Raw genomic sequence first — 21,683 nt, 5'->3', positions numbered from 1 at the left:
CCCCAGCTCAACCCTGAGCTGCGAAGCGCACTGCGTCAGGGCCGCGTAGTACCCCAGTGCCACGCGGTCCATACTCGGGGCCGACGCGATATCTCGCGCCCGCTCGTAGCGTGGAATCATCGCGAGGGAACACCCGGTTCGACTCGCATCCGAGAGGAGCACCTCATGAGCACCACCGCCGTTACAACCCCGCTCGCCCCGCTGACTGACCACGCCGCGGCACCCGGCGATCCCGCCCCCGTACCCGCGAGCGACGCGGCGTCGACCGGCAGCACACCGTTCCCGAGTGGGGCCGTCGCCGAGGATCACACCCGTGCGTTCTCCATCACGAGCTTCGTGCTCGGGATCGCGTCGGTCGTGGGCGGCTGGACCTTCTTCGCGCCGGTCACCGGCCTCGTCTTCGGCGTACTCGCGCTGCACCGCGGAACCCGCGACCGCGCGCTCGCCCTCTGGGGCGTCTGGCTGAACGCCGCGATGCTCGCAATCTGGGCGCTCGCCGTGCTCGCAGCGATCGTCATCTTCGGCTTCGGGGCGCTCGCGTTCACGTTCGGGGTGTAGCGTTTGCGGCCTCGGTCGCAGCCTCGATGTCGGGAGGTTTCGGCCGATACACCCACGTGACCATCACGACCGAGATGATCATGAGCAGGAGCCACGACACGATCTTCTGGCCCGAGACGAGCTCCCAGCCCTCGGTCTGATTCGGGTACAGCCACGCACCGGAGAGGGTCGCGATATTCTCGGCGATCCAGATGAAAATCGCGACCCCGAGGAAAATCGGGAGCAGCGGCACCCGAAGCGTCGCGCGCCACACGCGGAAGTGCATGACGGTGCGGAACCAGAGCAGCGCGACCGTGGCGAGCAGGATCCACCGGGCGTCGAAGATGTAGTGGTGCGTGAAAAAGTTCACGTAGATCGCGACCGCCACGAGCGTCGTCGCCCAGATCGGCGGGTACCGGGTGAACCGCAGGTCGTGCAGCCGATAGACGCGCACCATGTACGAGCCAACCGACGCGTACATGAAGCCGCTGAAGAGCGGGACCGCGCCGATGCGCAGCACCCCGTCGGCCGCGTAGGCCCACGACCCGACGTCGGTCTTGAACAGTTCCATGGCCGTTCCGGTGATGTGGAAGAGCACGATCACCCACAGCTCACGACCGCTTTCGAGCTTGAAAATGAGCATCGCGAGCTGGATCGCCACGGCCGCGATCGTCATCGCGTCATTCCTGGCGATCCCCGCGTCGTCCGGGTACCAGAGCCGTGCCGCCACGATGACGACGAGCATGAGCGCGCCGAACACGCACGCCCACGCCTGCTTGAGCAGGAATACCGCGACCTCGACGAGCACCGCGCGGGCGCCCCGCTGGGGCTTCCCCGCGAGGAACCGGTGCGCCACGCGGTCGATCGCGGACTCGAGCGGTGTCAGCGCGCGGGCGGCTTGTGCGTCGCCCGGCTCGCCGTGCTCGCCGTGCTCCCCCTGCCGCGAATTCGCCATGCTGAGAGGCTAGCGGGCCGCGCCTGGGTGCTCCGGGTGCTGAGAAAAGGAAGGATTGGCTGCGCCATGCTCGCCGCGACCGAGACGGTCGCGGCGCATCCGCTGGACGGCGAGAAATCGCCGTCCCGTCGGCGCTCACACCCTTACGGGCGCGGGCGCCTTTCTCGGAGATTGAGAGGGAATGGCTACGCCATGCTCACCGCGACCGAGACGGTCGCGGCGCATCCGCGGGACGGCGAGAAATCGCCGTCCCGTCGGCGCTCACACCCTTACGGGCGCGGGCGCCTTTCTCGGATGCGCATGTTGATCTGGATGGGGCTACCCTCGAAGCCGTAGCGCTCGCGCAGGCGGCGCTGAATGAAGCGGCGGTACTGCGGGTCGAGGAAGCCCGAGGTGAACAGCACGAAGGTCGGTGGCCGGTTCTGCACCTGGGTGCCGAACAGAATGCGCGGCTGCTTACCGCTGCGCAGCGGGTGCGGGTGCTCCTGCACGAGTTCCGCGACGAACGCGTTGAACTTCGCGGTCGGGATACGCGTATCCCACGACTCGAGCGCCTGCTCCAGCGCGGGCACGAGCTTCTCGAGGTGCCGGCCGGTGCGCGCCGAGATGTTGACGCGCGGAGCCCAATCGACGTGGGCGAGATCCTGATCGATCTCGCGCTCGAGATAGCGACGACGGTCGTCATCGAGCAGATCCCACTTGTTGAAGGCGAGCACGAGGGCGCGCCCCGACTCGAGCACGAGGTCGATGATGCGCAGATCCTGGTCGGAGATCGACTGGGTCACGTCGATGAGTACGACCGCGACCTCCGCCTTCTCGAGCGCGGTCGCGGTGCGCAGCGACGCATAGAAATCGGCGCCCTTCTGGAGGTGGACGCGGCGGCGGATGCCCGCGGTGTCCACGAACGTCCAGACGCGGCCCGCGATCTCGACTTGCTCATCGACCGGATCACGCGTCGTGCCGGCGATGTCGCTCACGACCGCGCGCTCCTCGCCCGCGGCCTTGTTCAGCAGGCTCGACTTGCCGACGTTCGGGCGGCCGAGCAGCGCCACGCGGCGGGGTCCGACCATCTTCGGCTGTGCGACGGCTGACTCCTCGGGCAGCGCCTCGACGACCTGATCGAGCAGGTCAGCAACGCCACGCCCGTGCAGCGCCGACACCGCGTGCGGCTCACCGAGGCCGAGCGACCACAGCTGTGCGGCCTCGGCCTCGAGCACGGCGTCATCGACCTTGTTCGCGACGAGGAAGACCGGCTTCTTCGTGCGACGCAGCAACTGCACGACGCGCTCGTCGGTGGCGGTCGGGCCGACCCGCGAGTCGACGACGAACATGACGACGTCGCACAGCTCGATCGCGACCTCGGCCTGCAGCGCGACCGAAGCGTCGATGCCCTTCGCGTCGGGCTCCCACCCGCCCGTATCGACGAGGCTGAAGCGCGTACCGACCCACTCGGCCTGGTACGTCACGCGGTCACGCGTCACACCCGGAACGTCCTCGACGACCGCTTCGCGGCGACCCAGGATGCGGTTGACCAGCGCGGACTTGCCGACGTTCGGGCGACCGACGATCGCGACGACCGGCAGCGACTCCGCCACGGGCTCACGGAAACCGAGGAATTCGCCATCGTCGCCGATGATCGCGACGTCCTCATCCTCGAGCGCGAAAGCGTCGAGGTTCGAGCGCATGGCGCGCAGCCGCTCCTCGTCGGTGACGCTGCCGTCGAAGCCCTCACCGACGATCACGTCGGCATCGTCGAGGTCCGATCCGCCAACGCCAGCACCGTCGAAATCAGCACCGTCGCCCTCGGCTCCGTCGAACTCATCGACGTCGGCCGCGGCGACCTGGCTTCCATCGGGCTGCACTTGCATCACCTCGGGCCCGTCGAACTCGGCACCGGCAGCACCGGCACCAGCACCAGCACCGGCAGCACCGCCCGACACCTCGCTCGCATCATCTGCCCGGTGTCGCCCGCGGCCCGTTTCTGGGGTCTCTGCGCTCATGATCCACTCTCTTCCGCAGCGGCCTGCGCCGCTCGCACGATGTCAACGACAGCCTGCACCGACTGCTCAAAGTTCAAGTCGCTCGTGTCGACGAGCGTGACCCCCGGGGCAGGGGTGAAGAAGTCCACGACCTGCGCGTCCTTCGCGTCGCGCGCCACGATGTCGGCGAGCACCTGCTCGGGCGTGAGGCCCGGAAGCTCGCCGGCCCGGCGCGCCGCGCGCACCTCGGGCGAGGCCGTCATCAGGATCCGCACCGGCGCGTCGGGCGCGACCACGGTTGTGATGTCGCGCCCCTCGATGACGACGCCCGCGAGCCCCGACTCAGCGACGATGCTGCGGAACATCTCGTTCAGCCGCTCGCGCACTTCAGGGTGCTTCGATACGCGACTCACGAGCCCGCTCACGGCGTGCTCCCGGATCGCCGCGGTGACGTCGTGCGCGCGACGCTCGTCGCCGTAGGCGAGCACCACGTTCACCTGCTGCTGCCCCTGCAGCGTGATCGTGTACTGCCACGCGTCGAGGATCGCCAGAACCGACTCGGGATCATCGAGGTCGGCACCCGACTCGACGGCCGCCCACGCGAGTGTGCGGTAGGCGGCACCGGTGTCGAGGATCCCGAACTCGAGCCGCTCCGCCGCCGCGCGCGACACGCTCGACTTGCCACTGCCCGCCGGCCCGTCGATCGCGACGAGCAGGGGCGCGGCATGCGCATCGGAGTGCACGAGCGTGCGCGAGACAGAAGCACCCGCACCGGCGCCACCGGCACCGGCGCCGGCCGCGACCACTTCGCGATCCTGAGCAGCATCAGTCACAGCGTCCTCCATCCCCGTTCAATAAGATCGGCGACGGCGCGCTCTGCGACCTCGGGCAGCACCGCGATCTCCGCGAAGCCGATCTGGGCGCCCGGCGAATGCTCGAGGCGCAAGTCTTCCATATTAATGCCTAGTTCTCCGAGCTCGGTGAGGAGTTTTGCGAGCTGCCCCGGCGTATCGTCCACGAGCACGGTAATGGTCGCGAACCGTTCGGACGATCCGTGCTTTCCCGGGATCCGCGAGACGCCACTATTGCCCGCGGCCAGCAGGTCGGCGATGCGGCGCTTCGCACCGATTCGCGAGGGATCGCGCAGCGCGTCGGCGAACGCAGCCACATCGGCGGAGAACGCGTCGAGCAACTCGACGACGGGCGCGCTGTTCGCGCCGAGGATCTGCACCCAGAGCTCCGGATCACTCGCGGCGACCCTGGTGGTGTCGCGGAGACCCCCGCCCGCAAGCTCGATCGCCTGTTCAGCGGCGGGCACGAGGCGCGCGGCCAGCAGGCTCGACACGACCTGGGGCAGGTGCGAGACAAGTCCGACTGAGCGATCGTGCTCCTCCGGGGTCATCTCGATCAGCACCCCGCCCAGGTCGAGGGCCACGGTCTCGACAGCGGCGAGCACCTCCGCCGAGGTCTCTGCGTCGCGGCAGATCACCCAGGGGCGCCCCACGAAGAGGTCGGCCCGCGCCATGATCGCTCCGCCCCGCTCGCGACCCGCCATCGGGTGCGAGCCGACGTAGTTCGCGAGGTCGAGTCCGCGCCGGGTGAGCTCCTCGAACGGCGCGAGCTTCACGCTGGCGACGTCGGTGACGACGGCGCGCGGGTAGGTGCGGAGCGCTCGCTCGACGGCGTCGGCGATCACGTCGGGCGGCGTTGCCACCACCACGAGATCGGGGTCAGGATCGCCGGCCGCTCGCGGCCGGCCCGCACCGTAATCAGCAGCGAGCGCGACTGACGTCGGCGAGAGGTCCTCGAGCGTCACGTCGACGCCGCGCTCCCGGAGCCCGAGCCCGATGCTCGCACCGAGCAGCCCCGCGCCGATGACGTGCACGGTTCCGCGGGTGCGCGCGACGAGCGCAGTGCTCTCCCCACGATCGCGCAGATGCGCATCCGTGCCGGCCAAGGCGCGCTCAGACGCGAGGTCGCGCTGCTGATCCGCGCTCATCGGCCGCCCTGCTTCCCGCCGCCGCGGTGCTGCCCGTTCGACGTGCGGCGCTGCTGCCCCTGCTGGCCACCGCGCTGCGGGGCCCGGCCGGCGTTCTGCTGCTTCGGCCCGGACTGCTTCGAGCTGTCGGTACGCGAACTCCCGCCCCGCCCAGCCCCTTTGGCGTCAGCATTGCCAGCGCCGCTCTTACCCGCGCCGCTCTTCCCAGCGCCGCTCTTCCCAGCGCCGCTCTTCCCCGCAGCGCCGCCACTCCCATCGCCGCCCTTGCCGGCGCCTCCGCGCCCGTGCGGATTCCCCCGCGCCGCGGCCCCGCGCATCCCGCGCGCACCCTTGCCGTCGCCCGGTCGCCCGGCAGTGACCTCGCGTTGACGTCCGGAACGCGAACGGCTCCCGGATCCGCCGCCTGCCCCGCTCGCATCGCCGCCTCCCGCGCCCCCGTCCGCGACCGCCGAGAGCAGCGCGCCGCGCTCCCCCGCCGACAGCTCTCGCAGTTCGCCGGCTCGCAGCGTGCCGAGGCTCAGCGGCCCGAACTGCCGTCGCACGAGCTCCTCGACCGGGTGCCCCACCTCGGCGAGCATGCGCCGCACGATGCGGTTGCGCCCCGAGTGCAGGGTCAGCTCGACGAGCGAGTGGGCGCCGCTCGAACCGCCAGGCAGCAGCTTCGCGCGATCCGCATGGATGGGCCCGTCCGAGAGCTCGACCCCGTCCTTCAGCTGCTGGATCACGGCCGCCGTCACGCGCCCGCGGACCTTGGCGACATACGTCTTCTGCACGCCGAAGCTCGGGTGGGCGAGGCGGTGCGCAAGGTCGCCGTCGTTCGTGAGGATGAGCAGACCGCTCGTGTCCGTGTCGAGCCGGCCCACGTTGTAGAGGCGGTCGTCGACGCGGTCGGTGAACTCGCGCAGGTCGGGCCGGCCGTTCTCGTCGCTCATGGTCGAGACGACGCCGCGCGGCTTGTTGAGCACGAAGTAGCGCTTCGAGACGTCGAGCTGCACGACGACGCCGTCGACTCGCACATCGTCGGTTTCGGGATCGACGCGCGAGCCGAGCTCGCGCTGCACCTCGCCGTTCACCGTCACGCGTCCATCGGCGATGAGGCTCTCGCACGCACGCCGCGACGCGACGCCGGCGTGCGCGAGCGCCTTCTGCAGCCGAACGCGGCCGTCGTCCTCCTGAGGGCCGCTCGCGTCGGCCTGCGCCGGGTCACGATCCCAACCGAACTCCGCGAGATCGACCTCGACCTGTTCCCCGTCGACCGAGAACGAACCGCCGAAGCCCTCCTCTGAACGTGTCATTCTTCGAATCCTTCCGTGGGTTCGTCGAGCAGCGGCGAGATCGGCGGCAGCTCGGAGATGTCTCCGATGCCGAGGTAGCCGAGCAGCGCATCCGAGGTGCCGTAGAGGATTGCGCCGGTCTCGCTGTCCTGGCCGGTTTCGGTGATGAGTCCGCGGGCGAGCAGCGTGCGCACGACCGAGTCGACGTTGACCGCGCGGATCGAGGCGATCGCGCCCCGCGAGATCGGCTGCCGGTACGCGATGACGGCGAGGGTCTCGAGCGCCGCCTGCGAGAGTCGAGACGGTGTCTGCTGATCGACGAAGTCGGCGACGAGCGGGTCGAGGCTCGCGCGGGCGTAGAAGCGGTAGCCGCCCGCGACCTCGCGGAGTTCGAAGCCGCGCGCCGATCCGCCGCCTGCCTTGCCTGACTCACCGGAATCGCCCGCCCCGCTCGCCGGACCCGACCCGCCGGTTCCGCCGTTGAACTCGGCCACGAGCGCCTCGAGCACCGCACGCACCTCGCGCACCGGGCGATCCGTCGCCGTCGCGAGTGCCACCGCGCTGAGCGGCTCGTCGGCGACGATGAGGAGCGCCTCGAGCTGCTGCGAAAGGGAGTGCTCGCGGCGCGCGCGCTCGAGCTCCGAACTGTCGGGGTGCGGATCCTGCCCCGTGCCATCCGGCTCCACCTCGTGCGCGAGCTCCGCCTCGGTGTCCCGCTCCGCCGCGTGCGCGGATTCCGCCGCGAGCACCGGCTCCTGCGCGTCCACCGCCTGTTCGCTAGTCATAATCGTTCCCTAAGGTAGCAAGTTCGTCATCCGACCAGCTCTCCCCGACCCACTGCACCTGCAGCTCTCCGAGCGGCTCGGCCTGCTCGAACGTCACAGCGCTGCGGCGATAGAGCTCGAGGATCGCGAGGAACCGGGCGACCACCACCCCGCGCTCGGAGACGCCGGCGACCAGCTCGCGGAAGCTGTGCACGCCGCCGGTGCGCAGCAGCGCGACCACGATCGCGGCCTGCTCGCGGATCGACACGAGGGGCGCGTGGAGGTGGTCAAGCCCCACGGTCGGGATCTCGCGGGGCGCGAAGGCGAGTGTCGCCAGCGCAGCGAAGTCGTCGACGCTGAGCGTCCACACGAGCTCGGGGCCGCGGGAGCGGTACTTCGCGTCGAGCGGCACGAGCCGCGGATGGCGCGCTGCCTCGGCGTCGAGGCGCCCCCGGAACCACGCGCTCGCCTGCTTGAACGCCCGGTACTGCAGCAGCCGCGCGAAAAGCAGGTCGCGCGCCTCGAGCAGCGCGATGTCCTCCGCGTTGACCACCTCGCCCTGGGGCAGCAGGCTGGCGATCTTCAGGTCGAGCAGCGTCGCCGCGACGACCAGAAACTCCGAGGCGCGATCGAGCTCGACGACGCCCTGCCCCTCGATCGACGCGAGGTACGAGATGAACTCGTCGGTCACGAGGCTCAACGACACCTCGGTGATGTCGAGCTCGTGCTTGCCGATGAGGTTCAGCAACAGGTCGAAGGGCCCGTCGAAAACCTCGAGGCTCACGCGGAAGCCGTCGGAGGGCGCCGGATCCGCACCCGCCTGCGCGGCGCCCGGGTCCGTGTCCACGGTCATGGCACTAGGCGACCACGCCGCGCTGCACGAGCTCGCGGGCGAGCTTGAGATACGCCTCGGAGGCCGAGTTCGACGGCGCGTAGTCGAGGATCGGCTTCGCCGCGATCTGCGCGTCAGGCAGTTTGACCGTGCGGCCGATCACGGTGTCGAAGACCTTGTCGTCGAAGGTGTCGACGACGCGCTCGAGCACCTCGCGCGCGTGAAGCGTGCGGGCGTCGTACATCGTGGCGAGGATGCCGTCGAGTTCGAGCGCCGGGTTCAGGCGATCGCGCACCTTGTCGACGGTCTCGACGAGGAGGGCGACGCCGCGCAGCGCGAAGTACTCGCACGCCAGCGGGATCAGCACGCCGTGGCTCGCGGTCAACGCGTTCACCGTGAGGAGGCCGAGCGACGGTTGGCAGTCGACCAGGATCACGTCGTAGTCGTTCGCGACCTTGCGCAGCACTCCTGCCAGGATCTGCTCACGTGCGACTTCGGTGACGAGGTGCACCTCCGCAGCCGAGAGGTCGATGTTCGCGGGAATCACGTCGAGATCTTTCGTCTCGGTGTGCTGGATCGCCTCGTGGGGATCCTTCAGCTTGCCGAGCATGAGGTCGTAAATCGTCGGCACGTCGTGCGCGGGCACCCCGAGCCCCGCCGACAGCGCGCCCTGCGGGTCGAAGTCGACGGCGAGCACGCGGCGGCCGTAACGCGCGAGCGCGGCGGCGAGATTGATGGTGCTCGTCGTCTTACCGACGCCGCCCTTCTGGTTGCACATCGCGATGATGCGGGCCGGGCCGTGGCGGTCGAGCTTCTTCGGAGCCGGGATGATGCGCTCGGGACGCCCGGTCGGCCCCAGTTCGACCTGTTTCGCCATACCCGGTCTCCTCCCGCTCATTGACATCCCATACTATCGCGGGGCTTAAGGTCACCGCCCGGCCTCAGTCTCAGTCAGCAGCAGCGGATCGGCCTGCAGCAGCACCCGCGCCGCCGCTGCCGCCCCGACGACGGCGAATCCCGCGGCTCAGCGGAGCGCGTTCGGCTGCGGCCCGCGCGTGGCGTCCCGTGTTCGTCAGCGCATTCGGCTTCAGCACACCGGAGACCGCGGTCTTCGTTCTGCTGAGGCGGGATCCTCTGCTGGGGCGTGACGCGCACTTGCCGGCCGAGCGCCGTCGCGCCCTACTTCGCGCGGGGGTGCGCGGTGAGGTAGTGCTCGCGCAGCGTGTCGGCCGTGACCTGCGTGTAGATCTGCGTCGTCGTGACCGAGGCGTGCCCGAGCAGTTCTTGCACGGTGCGTACATCGGCGCCCCCGGCGAGGAGGTGCGTCGCGAAGGAGTGGCGCAGCGTGTGCGGCGACACCTCCGCGGTGATGCCCGCGCGCTCGGCGGCAGCGCGGATCACGAGCCATGCGCTCTGCCGCGAAAGCCTGGCGCCACGTGGACCCACGAAGAGCGCGGGCGTGCCACGACCCCGCTCGACCATGGGCGGGCGGCCGCGCACGAGGTAGGCGGCGAGCGCGCGCCCGGCGTAGCTGCCGTAGGGCACGATCCGCTGCTTCGATCCCTTACCCGTGACCCGCAGGAAGCCGCCCTCCCCCAGCGCGCGCTCGGGATCCGCCCACGCCTCGCCGTTGCCCGGCGCAGCGAGCAGGTCGTCGACGTCGAGCGCGGTAACCTCGCTCACGCGCGCGCCGCTCGCGTACAGCAACTCGAGCAGCGCGCGATCCCTCAGCGCCACCGGGTCATCGCCGCCCGCAGCGTCCAGCAGGGCCTCGACCTCTTCGAACGGGAGCGCCTTCGGGAGGCGCTGCGCCCGCTTCGGGGTGCGCACTCCGCGCCCCGCATGCTCCTCGAGCACCCCTTCCTCGAAGAGGAAACGGTGCATGCTCCGCACCGACGACAGGCGCCGGGTGATCGAGGCGGCGGCGAGCGGGCGCGGCGCCCCCTTCGCGCGGGCGCCCCCGGCGTTGCCAGTGCTGTCCCCCTCGGCTTTGCTCGCGCCGGCCCCCTCGGCTTTGGTCACGCCGGGCCCGGCCTCGGATTGCGGCGGCGCGGCGAGGTGCGCGACATACTCGGAGAGCGTTTCGGGGTGCACTCGCGAGAGGTCGTCGATGCCGCTCGCGCGAAGCCACGCACCGTAGGCGGCGAGGTCGCGTCGATAGGCCGCCTGGCTGTTGGCCGATAGGCCCAGTTCAAGAGCGACGTGACGCAGGAAGCGCTCGGCGCCCTGCTCCGGGCTCAGGGTCATCAGTGCGAACGCTCTCCGCGCACGGCCGCGCGACCGGTCCAGGGCAGCTCCGGATCCCGGAGGGTCGACCATCCACGCGCGCGAGCGGCCTCCGCCGCCAGCACCGCGTTCGCGGTCACCGTGTTCTGCACGCGCCCGTCGAGCACCGCCGCAACGACTTCGCCGAGCTCCACCCACTCCGGCTTCAGCTCGGCTTCCTCTCCGGCGCGCACGAAGTCGTGCTCGACCGGTGAGAGGTCGCGCGCGAGAAACACGCGCATCGCCTCCGTCGAACCGCCGGGCGAGAGGAAGATGTCGAGCAGCAGGTGCCAATCCTCTGCGCGGAGATCGGCCTCCTCCTCGAGCTCGCGCTGTGCGCCCGCGAGCCCCGACTCCCCCGCGACGTCCATGAGACCGGCGGGAATCTCCCACAGTCGGAAACCGGTGGAATGCCGGTACTGGCGCACCAGCAGCACGCGATCAGCGTCGTCGAGCGCGAGCACGGAGACGGCTCCGGTGTGATCAACGTAGTCCCGTTCGAGCATGTCGCCGCCGAACTCGAATCGATCGCGTCGCACGTCCCAGACGTGGCCACGAGCGAGCACCTCACTCGAAACGACCTGCACGTCGTCGGCGCGGCTATCCGTGAGCAGCAACGGTCGATCCGCCGTGCTCCCGGAGGCATCGACCGCGCCGCTCAACGACCTGCCCCGGCGCCGTTCTCCGAGTTCGCCCCTGACTCTTCGACTTCCTCGACGTCGAAGAGGCTCGCCGCCTCGCGACGGTCGATGGCCGCGCTCACGAGGCCCGCGAACAGCGGGTGCGGTGTTCCCGGCCGTGACCGGAGCTCCGGGTGCGCCTGGGTCGCGATGTAGAACGGGTGCACACTGGTGGGCAGCTCGACGTACTCGACGAGCGCCCCGTCCGGGCTCGTGCCCGAGAACGAGAGGCCCGAGGCCGCGATTTCCTCGCGGTACAGGTTGCTCACCTCGTAGCGGTGGCGGTGTCGCTCGGTAGCGCTCTGGGCTCCGTAGAGGCTGGCCGCGAGCGATCCCTCGGCGAGTGCCGCCTCGTACAGGCCGAGACGCATCGTGCCGCCGAGGTCTCCGCCGCCGATGATCTCGACCTGCTCCGCCATCGTTGCGATGACCGGGACGGGCGTCTCGGGATCGAACTCCGTCGACGACGCGCCCTCGAGCCCGGTGACGTTGCGGGCGTACTCGATCACCATGCACTGCAGACCGAGGCAGAGACCCAGCGTCGGAATGTGATTCTCGCGGGCGAAGCGGAGTGCTCCGAGCTTGCCCTCGATGCCGCGGATGCCGAAGCCGCCCGGCACGCAGATGCCGTCGACGTCTCCGAGCGCCTCACGCGCACCCTCAGGGGTCTCGCACGAGTCGGAGGGCACCCAGCGGATGTTGACCTTCGTCGAGTGGGCGAAGCCGCCCGCGCGCAACGCTTCGGTGACCGAGAGGTAGGCGTCGGGGAGGTCGATGTACTTGCCGACGAGCGCGAGCGTGACCTCGCCCTTCGGGTGGTGCACGGCGTCGAGCACCGGCTGCCAGCCGGTCCAATCGACGTCGCTCGAGCGGTCGGAAAGCCCGAGGTTCTCAACGATGATGCTGTCGAGGCCCTGCGAGTTGAGCAGCTTCGGGAGGTCGTAGATGCTCGGCACGTCGATCGCGTTGACCACCGCGTCCTCGTCCACGTCGCACATCAGCGCGATCTTGCGGAGATTGTCGTCGGTGACGGGGCGATCGCTGCGGAGCACCAGCGCATCGGGCTGGATGCCGATGGAGCGCAGTGCTGCCACCGAGTGCTGGGTCGGCTTGGTCTTCTGCTCGCCCGAGGCGCCCATGAAGGGCACCAGGGAGACGTGGACGAAGAAGACGTTCTTCCGGCCGAGCTCGTGGCGCACCTGTCGGGCTGCCTCGAGGAACGGCTGCGACTCGATGTCGCCGACCGTGCCACCCACCTCGGTGATGATCACGTCGGGCTGCGGCGTCTCAGAGGCCTGCAGGCGCATGCGACGCTTGATTTCGTTGGTGATGTGCGGGATCACCTGCACCGTGTCGCCGAGGTACTCGCCGCGGCGCTCCTTCGCGATCACCGTCGAGTAGATCTGACCGGTCGTGACGTTCGCAGCCTCGGAGAGGTTGATCCCGAGGAAGCGCTCGTAGTGTCCGATGTCGAGATCGGTCTCAGCTCCGTCGTCCGTCACGAACACCTCGCCGTGCTGGAACGGGTTCATGGTGCCGGGATCCACGTTCAGATACGGATCCAGCTTCTGCATGACCACGCGAAGCCCGCGCGCAGTCAGCAAGTTACCCAGACTCGCGGCCGTGAGGCCCTTCCCCAGCGAGGAGACGACACCCCCGGTGACGAAGATGTGTTTGGTGATTCCGGTCTGGTCCGCGCTCTGCTCTGTTCCCACGGGCTTCAATCCTATCAGTTCGATTCGATGGTGTTCGCTAGAGGCCTATCGCAGTTCTTGTCTCGGCACCCATACCTGCTTGACGATCATCAGCACCATTGCGGTGACTGGGATGGAGATCAGGGCGCCGAGGAGCCCGAGCAGCGTGCCGCCCGCGAGCGCGCCGATCACCACGAGCGCGCCGGGCACTGCGACGACTCGATTCATGACGCGCGGCGTCAGCAGGTACGACTCGATCTGCATGTAAACGAGATAGTAGATGGCGGCGATGAGCGCGGTCGTGGGCGACTCGAACAGTGCGACCACGGTCACGAGCACCGTCGCGAGCACTGAGCCGATGAGCGGAATGAGCGCGAGCAGGAAGACAGCGATCGCGACCAATCCCGCGAATGGCACCCCGACGATGCTCATCATCACGAAGCCGAGCACAGCATTGATCAGGGCGAGGATCACCATCCCGTTGATGTACCCGCCGACCGACTTGGTGACCTGCTCGGTAATGTCCATGACCTTCGCTCGCCCGGAGCGCGGCACGAGCGAGTAGAACGTGCGCTTGATCACCTGGAGCGAGGCGAGGAAGTACAGGCTGAGAATCAGCACGATGAGGCTCGCGGTGAGACCGTTCGCGATCCCGATACCCGCCTGCCACACACCTCCCGCGACCTGCGCCCAGTTCTCGGGGCGACTCACGAGGTCCTGGCCGATCTGCAGCAGACCGTCGAAGTCGACGAATTCGCCGAAGCGCTCGTTGAGGTCGAGGAACCACGGTTGTCTCGTCACTTCGCGAAACAGAGTCGGGGCGCTCCGAACGAGCAGTGTGATCTGGTTCGCGATCATCGGGATGATGATGGCGAGGAGCCCCGCAATGACGACCACGAACCCGCCGAACACGAGTGCGATGCCGAATGGACGCCTCACGCCTCTGCGCTCGAACGCGCGCACCACGGGATCAAGCCCGAGAGCGACGAAGAGCGCTGCGGCGACGTACATGATGATCGTGGTCAGTTGCTCGATCATTCCGCCGAAGAGCAGGGCGACGAGCACCCCGAGCGTGATGGTGAAGCCGAGCTGGAATGGCCCCCGCACCACGAACTCTCGCGAGTGCGACTTCGCGCGCTCTTCCCGAGCATCGACAGCGGCCTCGCGCGCGTCGCGATACATCGCCCGAGTATCGGCGTCCATCTGCTCCATGTCGGCGTGCCGCACATCGGGGTGCGAGTCGAGGTACGCAGCCTTCACCGCGGGGTCGTCTCCGAGGCCCGGCTTGCGGACGACAGGTCGCCGCATGCGGCCGAGCAACTTCACCATGTGGGGAGCGTAGCAGCAGCCTCGGACTTGGATCGCGCTTAAGCCGCTTCGCGGAGCGCCAGCAACTCTGCGGCGTGCTCGAGCGCACTTCCCGAGTCGCTGAGCCCCGACAGCAGACGCGCCATCTCGGCGAGACGCTGCTCGCCCTCCAAGCGCTGGCAGCTGCTCTCTGTGAAGCCGCCAGCGGAGTCCTTCACGACCTGCAAGTGATTGTTCGCGAAGGCCGCCACCTGAGCCAGGTGCGTGACGACGATCACCTGGGACACGCGTGAGAGGCGCGCGAGGCGTCGCCCGATCTCGATCGCGGCCGCGCCGCCCACGCCCGCGTCGACCTCGTCGAACACGAACGTGGGCACGGGATCGATCGCGGCCACTACGACCTCGAGCGCGAGCATGACGCGGGAGAGCTCACCGCCCGAGGCGGTCTTGGCGATGGGGCGCGCGGGAGCGCCGGGATGGGGGCTGAGCAACAGCTGCACCTCGTCCGCACCCGAAGACCCGAGCGACGCGAGGGGCGATACGCTCACCACGAACTGGGCATCGGGCAGCGCGAGCTGGCGCAGTTCGACCGTCACGAGCTCCGACAGACGCTCGGCTGCGGCCTCCCGCAATTCGGTGAGGCGTTCGGCAAGCTGCTGCTCGCGCGCCGTCTCAGCAATCAATCCCTGCTCGAGCTCCTCGATGAGGTCGTCATCGTTGTCGAGCTCGGTGAGCCGCTCAGCTGCCTGCTGCGACGCCGCGATCACCGCGGCCGAATCGGCCCCGTACTGCCGGAACAGCGCTCCCAGTGCCGCGAGTCGGTCGTTCGCACGCGCGAGCTCGCCGGGCCCTTCCTCATCGAGATCCCCGGCGTACGCCGCGAGTTCGCGAGCGGCATCAGCGACCTGGAAGCTCACCCCGCGAAGCGTTTCGAGCACCGCCCCGAGTCTGGCGTCGAACTCCGCCACTCGCTCGAGCTCCCGCACCGCCTCGTCCACGAGTCCCGCGGCGTCGCGCGCGAGCGGGTCGTCGGAGTCGCTCGCGAGCGCCTCGTGCGCCGTCGAAGTGGCAGACCGAAGCGCCTCGACATTGCTGAGGAGTTCGATGCGCCCGGCGAGCTCGGTCTCCTCGCCCTCCTGCGGATCAACCGCCGCAATCTCCTCGAGCTCCGTCCGCAACCGCGCAGCCTCTGCCGCGCGCTCGTCTCGAGCCTCGGTGAGCTCGGTGACGCGGGTCTCGATCGCTTGCCGGTCTCGATGGGCCTCGCGATACTCCGCAAGAGTCCGCGCGAGTTCATCTCCGCCGAAACGATCGAGGGTCTCGCGTTGCGCGGCCGTCGACTTCAACCGCAGCTGCTCGGACTGCCCGTGTACCGCGAAGAGCCTGTCTGCGAGCCGCCCCAGGCTGCCGACGGGCGCGCTCGCTCCTCCGACCCCGGCTCGACTCCGCCCCTCCGCGCTCACCGTGCGACTGAGCACAAGCTCGCCGTCTTCAATATCTCCACCGAGATCCTCGACGATCTCGGCAACCGCGGGGTCTTCGGTTCGCACGATTCCGTGCACGCGGGCCTGGTTTGCGCCGGAGCGCACGGCCCCGGCGTCACTGCGCTCCCCCATGAGCAAACCGAGCGCGCTGACGACCATGGTCTTGCCCGCGCCCGTCTCGCCCGTGATCGCGGTGAAGCCCGGGCCGAGCGGCACGGTCGAGTCTGCGATCACACCGAGATCCCTGATCCTGAGTTCTTCGATCACGCGACCTCACCTCCGCGTCGCTTTCCCCGCCAGCCCGAGGTGGGAAGGTGGAATTTCCGCACAAGGCGATCGGAGAACACACCCGCGTTGAGACGTGCGAGGCGCACCGGCTCGCCCGAGCGTCGGGCGGTCACGATCGAGCCCGCCGGGAGTTCGGTGCGTCGCCGCCCGTCGCACCACAGCACGCCCGGCCCGATGTTCTCCGGCAGGATCCGCACGCGGAGCTCCGAGTCCGTACCCGTCACGAGCGGGCGGTCGAAGAGCGCGTGCGCTGCAATCGGCACGAGGAGCATCGCCTGCACGCCGGGCCAGACAATCGGCCCGCCCGCGGAAAACGCGTAGGCGGTCGACCCCGTAGGTGTCGCGAGCACGACCCCGTCGCAGGCGAACGTGGAGATCGGCTTGCCGTCGACACCGATCTCGACCTCGAGCATCCTGCGCTGCTTCTCGACGCTCGCCTCGTTGAGCGCCCACGTCTCAGCAATGACCTCCCCGCTGCAGGTCGCGCGCACGTCGACGGTGAGCCGCTCCTCCACCGTGTAGTCGCGCTTCAGCACTCGGTCGATCGTCGTCGTGAGGTCGAAGCTCTCCATCTCCGCGAGGAAGCCGACGTGTCCGAGGTTGACGCCGACGATGGGGCACTTCGTGCCTCGCAGCAGCTCAGCCGCGCGCAGAATCGTTCCGTCTCCCCCGAGCACGATGGCCGCCTCGAGTTGCCCCGCCTCAACGTCGACACCGAGGGTCGCGATCCGCTCCACCTGGATGTGCGGGGAGAACGCCTCGCGATCCTGCTCGTCGAGCACTGGCACGACGTCCGCATCGAGCAGCGTCGTTACGGCCTCGACCGTTGCGGCGACGGCCTCATCGCGATGCGTGTGCGACACGATGAGAATGCGTCGCGGCTCTGCGTCATGTGACATGCTCGCCTCCAGTCGATGTCGTGGCCCGCTGCTGTGCACTGCGTGGAACCGCGCCCGTGAGCTCGGCGATGCGCGACTCCCATTCTGTCGGAACTGTCTCGACGGCGCGCTCGAAGAACCCCAGGAACTCGCGGTTGCCCGAGCCTCCCGCGATCGGCGATTGCGCGAGACCCCGCGCAGCGAAGCCGTTCGCCGCAGCAGCGCCCAGCACAATGCGGATCGCCTCGGCCCACTGTTCCGGCGACGTCACCACTCCGTCGCGCACCCGCCCCACTTCGAACTGGGGCTTGATGAGCAGCGCGAGCTGGGCGTCGTCACTCGCGCAAGCTGCGATCGCGGAGAATACGAGCCGTAGCGAGATGAAGGAGAGATCGGCGACGACCAGGCTCGGCGGGTCCGCGAGCCCCGTGTCCGCTGCCAGATTCTCGGGGGTGAGATTGCGCGCGTTGCGTCCCTCGACGAGCCGAACCCGCTCATCGCCCCGCAGTTCGTGCGCGAGCTGATCGTGCCCCACATCGATTGCCTGAACCGCCCTAGCTCCCCGCTCGAGCAGCACCTGCGTAAATCCGCCCGTCGATGCCCCGAGGTCGAGCGCTACACGCCCGCTCGGGTCGATGCCGAAGGCATCGAGCGCGGCAATCAGTTTGTGCGCGGCCCGACCGACGTAGCGGTCGGCCCCCTCCACGACGATGACGCTCCCGGGGGCCACGCTCGCGCCAGACTTCGACGCGAGCAGGCCGTCGATGCGCACCTTACCTTCGGTGACGAGCTCCGCGGCGCGACTGCGGGAGCGCGCAAGCCCAAGTGCCGCGAGCACCCGATCGAGGCGGTCGGCTTCGCCGCCCCATCGCGCAGTGAGCGCCTCAGGCTCCGCCACGGTCACCCCGCTGCAACTCAGCGAGCAACTCATCGTGCACCTGCTCGAAGAACGCCGCTCGCTGCTCGAGCGGCTGCGATTCGATGACGTCGATCCGGTTCAGCAGTCCGTCTTCGAGCACTCGTTCCTCCGCCGCATCGCGGCGTCCCTCGGGCGCACCGGCCCGAGCCTCCGGCGCATCGCCTCGATGATCCGCCCCGTCAGCGTGCACTGAGGCACGGCCGGCCGGCCTCGGCGGCGCGCTCGGCACCGGGCGCCTGGCCTCGGCACGATCCTCGGAGTGTGTCATGGGTCCAGCCTAACGAGCACCTCCGACATTGATCGGATGCACGCGGCAAGCTGTGGATGACGCATCAGAGCCGCCACAGACCCGAGACGGTGGTGCGGTTCAGCCCCAGTGATCCTCATAGAGAATCCCAGGGACCTGGAGCCCGTAGATCGCAAGGCCCGAGGCCCAAATCGCAGCGCAACCTGCCCGCAGCAGATTGAGCGGCGAGTCGCCCTCCGCGATCACGCGAGCCACATGCCCGTCCATCCGCACTTTCGCCGTACCCACCTGGAACGAGCCGTCCTTCAGCTGCACAGCCGTCGGATACGGCTCGTGGAGTTCGGCGAGCGATGCCACGATGAAGTCCGGGCGCATGTCCCCCGACGCGGCAACGAGCTGCTTCGGACGGTCGACACCCGTGAGCACATGAAGGGATCGGATCCCAGCGGCGCGCGCACCCTTGATGTCGGTGTCCAGGCGGTCACCGACCATGAGCGCGTTGCGCGTGCCGAAGCGTGTGAATGCGGCCTCGTAAATCGGGGTCTCCGGCTTGCCCGCGAATACCGGAAGCCGCTGCACCGCCGTGTGCACTGCCGACACGAGCGTGCCGTTCCCCGGCGCGAGCCCGCGAGCCACCGGGATGGTCCAGTCGGTGTTCGTCGCAATCCATGGGAGCGGCGGTTTGCCCGGCTGCTCCGCAAGCGCGAATGCTGCCTCCGCAAGATGCGCCCACCCGATATCGGGGGCGAACCCCTGCACCACCGCCGCGGGATCGTCCTCCGCACTGCGCGTCACCTCGAAGCCGGCCTTCTGCAGCTCGTCCACGAGCCCGTCTCCGCCGATTACCAGCACACGCGAGCCCACCGGAACAGTGGTCGCGAGCAGCGCGACGGCCGCCTGGGGAGAAGTCACCACGTCGTCGGGCTCGGCCCGGAGGCCCAGCTCCCGAAGATGCTCCGCCACCGCGGCGTCCGTCCGAGAGGCGTTATTCGTGAGGTACCCGAGTCGCAATTCGGCGCTCGCCCGGTTCAGCTCTTCGATAGCGCGAGGGATCGCCTGAGCGCCGCGATAGATCACCCCATCGAGGTCCGCGAGCAGAAGCTCGCGGCCCGCGATCGGGGTGTCGCCGAGGGGAGTCGCGCGCGTGCCGAACAGGCCCATCAGCGCTGCTGCTCCCGGTCGTCGCCCTTCGTATCCTCGCTCGCACCGGCCGCATTCGGGCCCGGTGCGCCGGCGTTCTCGGCAGCATCGTCGTCGAGAATCCCGGCGGCAGCGAGAAGCTCGTTGACCTCCTCCTCGAGCGACTGCTCTTCCGAGGTCGCCGCTCCTACGCCGGTTTCATCCGATTCCACGATCTCCTGATCGCCAGCACTTGAGCGCTCGCCTGCGGCCTCATCGTCGTCCGCACGCTCCGGATCCGCGTGTTCGCTCGCCTCTTCCTCGATCGCGGGAGCCGACGTCGAGGTCAACTCCTCGCGATCCGCGTCTTCACCAGGCGCGCCCGCCTGATCAGCACTCTCACGGGCGTCAGCACGATCATCATTGTCAGCGGCGACTTCGCTGTTGTCATCGCCACGGAGCTCGCTGTCGCTTTCGTCAGGGGCGTCGAGGTCTATCGGCTCCTCCTCATAGACCTCGAATACCTCGAGCTCGTCCTGCGATCCATGGTGCGCCTGGAGCGCACGCGCTGCGCGGTTCGCGTGCTCAAGCCAGGTGGCGGCTTCGTCCGCACGACCGAGGTCCTCGAGCACCGCAGAGTACGCGGAGAAGAGGTCCGGGCTCCAGGAAAAGGCCTTGCTCGGGTTCAGCTCAGGAATCTCGAGCTCGAAGAGTGCCTGCTGCGTCTGGCCGAGATCGAGCCGGGCGCCGGACATCGCAATCGCGAGATGCACGCGCTGCTCGGTGTCGAGCTTCGAGGTGTCAGCGGCGAGACCCGTCTCGATCGCCTTCTCAGGACGGCCGAGACCCCGCTCGCTGTCGACCATGATCGCCACATGGCCCTCAAGCCCACTGAGCCGGCGGTACGTGCGGATCTCGCGCAGAGCGAGGGCGAAGTCACCTGTGCGGTACGCGGTGATCGCGAGCGTCTCGCGCGCGACCGGGATGCGTCCGGCGCGGCGGCTCGCAGACAGCGCGTGCTGATGGGCGAGCTCGGGATCATCGTCGATCAAGAAAGCGACCATCGCGAGGTGGCGCGCAACCCGCTCCTGTACATCGGCCTGTAGCGTCTTCAGTTCATTGCGAGCCGCCGGATGCAGGTCCTTCGGCTCGACTGCTTCGGGGAGCACCGGATCCTGGTGCTCCGATCGCACCGGCCGAAGCTGGTGCTGCAGCCGCTCGGCCTCCGTGAACTCGCGGTCCCGTCCGCCGCGGTCACTTCGGCCAGCACCACGAGTGCCGCCGCGTCCGTAGCTTCCACGGTCGCCGCGCTCCTCGCGCTGCGGGCGGCGATCATCCCGGTCACCGAAGTTCCGACGCGGACGGTCTCCGTCGCGCTGCGGACGATCACCGTCTCGCTGAGGCCGACGGTCATCGCGGTTGCCGAAATCACGACGCGAGCGATCGCCCTCGCGCTGCGGCCGACGGTCATCCCGATCACCAAAGTCGCGGCGACCTCCATCGCGTTGGGGCCGGCGATCGTCGCGATCACCGAAGTTGCGACGCGGACGGTCTCCGTCGCGCTGGGGGCGACGATCATCACGATCACCAAAGTCGCGGCGCGGACGGTCTCCGTCGCGCTGGGGACGGCGATCGTCGCGATCGCCGAACGCACGTCGCGGGCGATCGCCCTCACGCTGCGGCCGACGGTCGTCCCGATCACCAAAGTCACGGCGAGGACGGTCTCCATCGCTCTGGGGCCGGCGATCGTCGCGATCACCAAAGTTGCGCCGCGGTCGATCCCCATCCCGCTGCGGGCGACGATCATCCCGACCAACAAAGTCACGGCGCGGACGATCACCGTCGCGCTGCGGGCGACGATCATCACGGTCGCCGAAGTTCCGACGCGGACGCTCGCCGTCACGCTGCGGACGACGATCATCGCGGTCGCCGAAATCACGGCGCGGACGCTCGCCGTCGCGCTGTGGACGACGATCATCCCGATCAGCGAAGTTCCGACGCGGACGCTCGCCGTCACGCTGCGGACGACGATCATCCCGATCAGCGAAGTTCCGACGCGGACGATCACCGTCGCGCTGCGGACGATCCCCGTCGCGCTGCGGACGATCCCCGTCGCGGCGCGGGCGTCCGTTGCGGTCGCCGCCGTCGCGATCAGAGGGACGACGCGAGCCGCGTTCATCTCCGCGCGGTGCCCCGTCGCGGCGCTGATTCCAGGGTCGGTCGGATCGGTCGTTCCTGTCGGGTCGATCGTTCATAGGGAGCCTCCGAAAATCAGCGCTATTGAGATGTCTAGAAAATGAGAAAGGGTCGTAGGGTGAGTGCCGTCTTCGGCTCTTACCCTACGACCCTTCCATAAAAGGTGTCCGGCGGTGTCCTACTCTCCCACAAGGTCCCCCTTGCAGTACCATCGGCGCTGTCAGTCTTAGCTTCCGGGTTCGGAATGTGACCGGGCGTTTCCCTG

At 69.0% G+C, this 21,683-nt stretch carries 19 protein-coding genes, 1 rRNA gene and 1 pseudogene; 2 read left to right on the top strand and 19 right to left on the bottom strand.

Annotation, left to right across the window (positions count from 1 at the left end):
* Nucleotides 1-165 precede the first annotated feature (165 nt).
* Nucleotides 166-558, top strand: a complete 393-nt coding sequence (locus WFH00_RS10840) for a DUF4190 domain-containing protein (protein WP_336660854.1) — start codon at nt 166-168, stop codon at nt 556-558.
* Here the strand turns inward: WFH00_RS10840 and WFH00_RS10835 are convergent.
* The 18 genes and pseudogenes from WFH00_RS10835 to WFH00_RS10750 form a co-directional block, all read right to left on the bottom strand.
* Nucleotides 542-1,492 carry a DUF817 domain-containing protein gene (locus tag WFH00_RS10835; RefSeq protein ID WP_336660853.1) on the bottom strand — a complete coding sequence of 317 codons (951 nt, stop codon included), beginning with the start codon at nt 1,490-1,492 and terminating at the stop codon, nt 542-544. The genes WFH00_RS10840 and WFH00_RS10835 overlap by 17 nt on opposite strands.
* 269 nt (nt 1,493-1,761) lie before the next feature.
* Nucleotides 1,762-3,492 carry a ribosome biogenesis GTPase Der gene (gene der / locus WFH00_RS10830; protein WP_442918841.1) on the bottom strand — a complete coding sequence of 577 codons (1,731 nt, stop codon included), beginning with the start codon at nt 3,490-3,492 and terminating at the stop codon, nt 1,762-1,764.
* Nucleotides 3,489-4,304 (bottom strand): (d)CMP kinase, encoded by an 816-nt coding sequence (cmk, locus tag WFH00_RS10825; RefSeq protein WP_442918840.1) that lies wholly within the window; start codon nt 4,302-4,304, stop codon nt 3,489-3,491. Before cmk ends, der begins: the two co-directional genes overlap by 4 nt.
* Nucleotides 4,301-5,470, bottom strand: coding sequence for a prephenate dehydrogenase (locus WFH00_RS10820; RefSeq protein WP_336660852.1), 1,170 nt, complete (start codon nt 5,468-5,470; stop codon nt 4,301-4,303). The genes cmk and WFH00_RS10820 overlap by 4 nt, the downstream gene beginning before the upstream one ends.
* Before the next feature lie 449 nt (nt 5,471-5,919).
* Nucleotides 5,920-6,621: pseudogene (locus tag WFH00_RS10815) on the bottom strand (pseudouridine synthase); the annotation flags it as partial.
* A 140-nt stretch (nt 6,622-6,761) separates the two neighbouring features.
* Nucleotides 6,762-7,529, bottom strand: coding sequence for an SMC-Scp complex subunit ScpB (gene scpB, locus WFH00_RS10810; RefSeq protein WP_336660851.1), 768 nt, complete (start codon nt 7,527-7,529; stop codon nt 6,762-6,764).
* Nucleotides 7,522-8,361 carry a segregation and condensation protein A gene (locus tag WFH00_RS10805; RefSeq protein WP_336660850.1) on the bottom strand — a complete coding sequence of 280 codons (840 nt, stop codon included), beginning with the start codon at nt 8,359-8,361 and terminating at the stop codon, nt 7,522-7,524. Before WFH00_RS10805 ends, scpB begins: the two co-directional genes overlap by 8 nt.
* A 4-nt stretch (nt 8,362-8,365) precedes the next feature.
* The gene (locus WFH00_RS10800) at nt 8,366-9,217 is read right to left on the bottom strand and encodes a ParA family protein (protein WP_336660849.1); all 852 of its coding nucleotides are present in this window, start codon (nt 9,215-9,217) and stop codon (nt 8,366-8,368) included.
* A gap of 302 nt (nt 9,218-9,519) precedes the next feature.
* On the bottom strand, nt 9,520-10,587 hold the full coding sequence (locus tag WFH00_RS10795) for a site-specific tyrosine recombinase XerD (RefSeq protein WP_336660848.1): 1,068 nt from the start codon (nt 10,585-10,587) through the stop codon (nt 9,520-9,522).
* On the bottom strand, nt 10,587-11,222 hold the full coding sequence (locus WFH00_RS10790; RefSeq protein ID WP_442918847.1) for an NUDIX domain-containing protein: 636 nt from the start codon (nt 11,220-11,222) through the stop codon (nt 10,587-10,589). The genes WFH00_RS10795 and WFH00_RS10790 overlap by 1 nt, the downstream gene beginning before the upstream one ends.
* A 41-nt stretch (nt 11,223-11,263) precedes the next feature.
* Nucleotides 11,264-13,000: a CTP synthase gene (locus tag WFH00_RS10785; RefSeq protein WP_336660846.1), complete on the bottom strand. Its 1,737-nt coding sequence runs from the start codon at nt 12,998-13,000 to the stop codon at nt 11,264-11,266.
* Nucleotides 13,001-13,045: 45 nt separating this feature from the next.
* The gene (locus tag WFH00_RS10780; RefSeq protein WP_336660845.1) at nt 13,046-14,308 is read right to left on the bottom strand and encodes an AI-2E family transporter; all 1,263 of its coding nucleotides are present in this window, start codon (nt 14,306-14,308) and stop codon (nt 13,046-13,048) included.
* A 38-nt stretch (nt 14,309-14,346) separates the two neighbouring features.
* Nucleotides 14,347-16,038 carry a DNA repair protein RecN gene (gene recN / locus WFH00_RS10775; RefSeq protein WP_336660844.1) on the bottom strand — a complete coding sequence of 564 codons (1,692 nt, stop codon included), beginning with the start codon at nt 16,036-16,038 and terminating at the stop codon, nt 14,347-14,349.
* Nucleotides 16,035-16,958, bottom strand: a complete 924-nt coding sequence (locus WFH00_RS10770) for an NAD kinase (protein ID WP_336660843.1) — start codon at nt 16,956-16,958, stop codon at nt 16,035-16,037. Before WFH00_RS10770 ends, recN begins: the two co-directional genes overlap by 4 nt.
* Nucleotides 16,948-17,835 (bottom strand): TlyA family RNA methyltransferase, encoded by an 888-nt coding sequence (locus tag WFH00_RS10765; RefSeq protein WP_336660842.1) that lies wholly within the window; start codon nt 17,833-17,835, stop codon nt 16,948-16,950. The genes WFH00_RS10770 and WFH00_RS10765 overlap by 11 nt, the downstream gene beginning before the upstream one ends.
* Entirely contained in the window at nt 17,822-18,124 is a 303-nt protein-coding gene (locus tag WFH00_RS10760) for a hypothetical protein (protein ID WP_336660841.1), read from the bottom strand. Before WFH00_RS10760 ends, WFH00_RS10765 begins: the two co-directional genes overlap by 14 nt.
* A 99-nt stretch (nt 18,125-18,223) precedes the next feature.
* Entirely contained in the window at nt 18,224-19,264 is a 1,041-nt protein-coding gene (locus WFH00_RS10755; protein WP_336660840.1) for an HAD-IIA family hydrolase, read from the bottom strand.
* Nucleotides 19,264-20,415 carry a hypothetical protein gene (locus tag WFH00_RS10750; RefSeq protein WP_336660839.1) on the bottom strand — a complete coding sequence of 384 codons (1,152 nt, stop codon included), beginning with the start codon at nt 20,413-20,415 and terminating at the stop codon, nt 19,264-19,266. The genes WFH00_RS10755 and WFH00_RS10750 overlap by 1 nt, the downstream gene beginning before the upstream one ends.
* Here WFH00_RS10750 and WFH00_RS10745 point away from each other — a divergent pair.
* Complete coding sequence (locus tag WFH00_RS10745; RefSeq protein WP_336660838.1) at nt 20,401-21,522, top strand: hypothetical protein; 1,122 nt, start codon at nt 20,401-20,403, stop codon at nt 21,520-21,522. The genes WFH00_RS10750 and WFH00_RS10745 overlap by 15 nt on opposite strands.
* 61 nt (nt 21,523-21,583) lie before the next feature.
* Here the strand turns inward: WFH00_RS10745 and rrf are convergent.
* Nucleotides 21,584-21,683 (bottom strand): 5S ribosomal RNA (gene rrf, locus WFH00_RS10740); the annotation flags it as partial.

This window comes from Leucobacter sp. USHLN153, assembly GCF_037145615.1.
In the GTDB taxonomy this organism is placed as follows: domain Bacteria; phylum Actinomycetota; class Actinomycetes; order Actinomycetales; family Microbacteriaceae; genus Leucobacter.
Note: the sequence above shows the minus strand (reverse complement) of the source record. Positions and strands in the feature narration are given on the sequence as shown.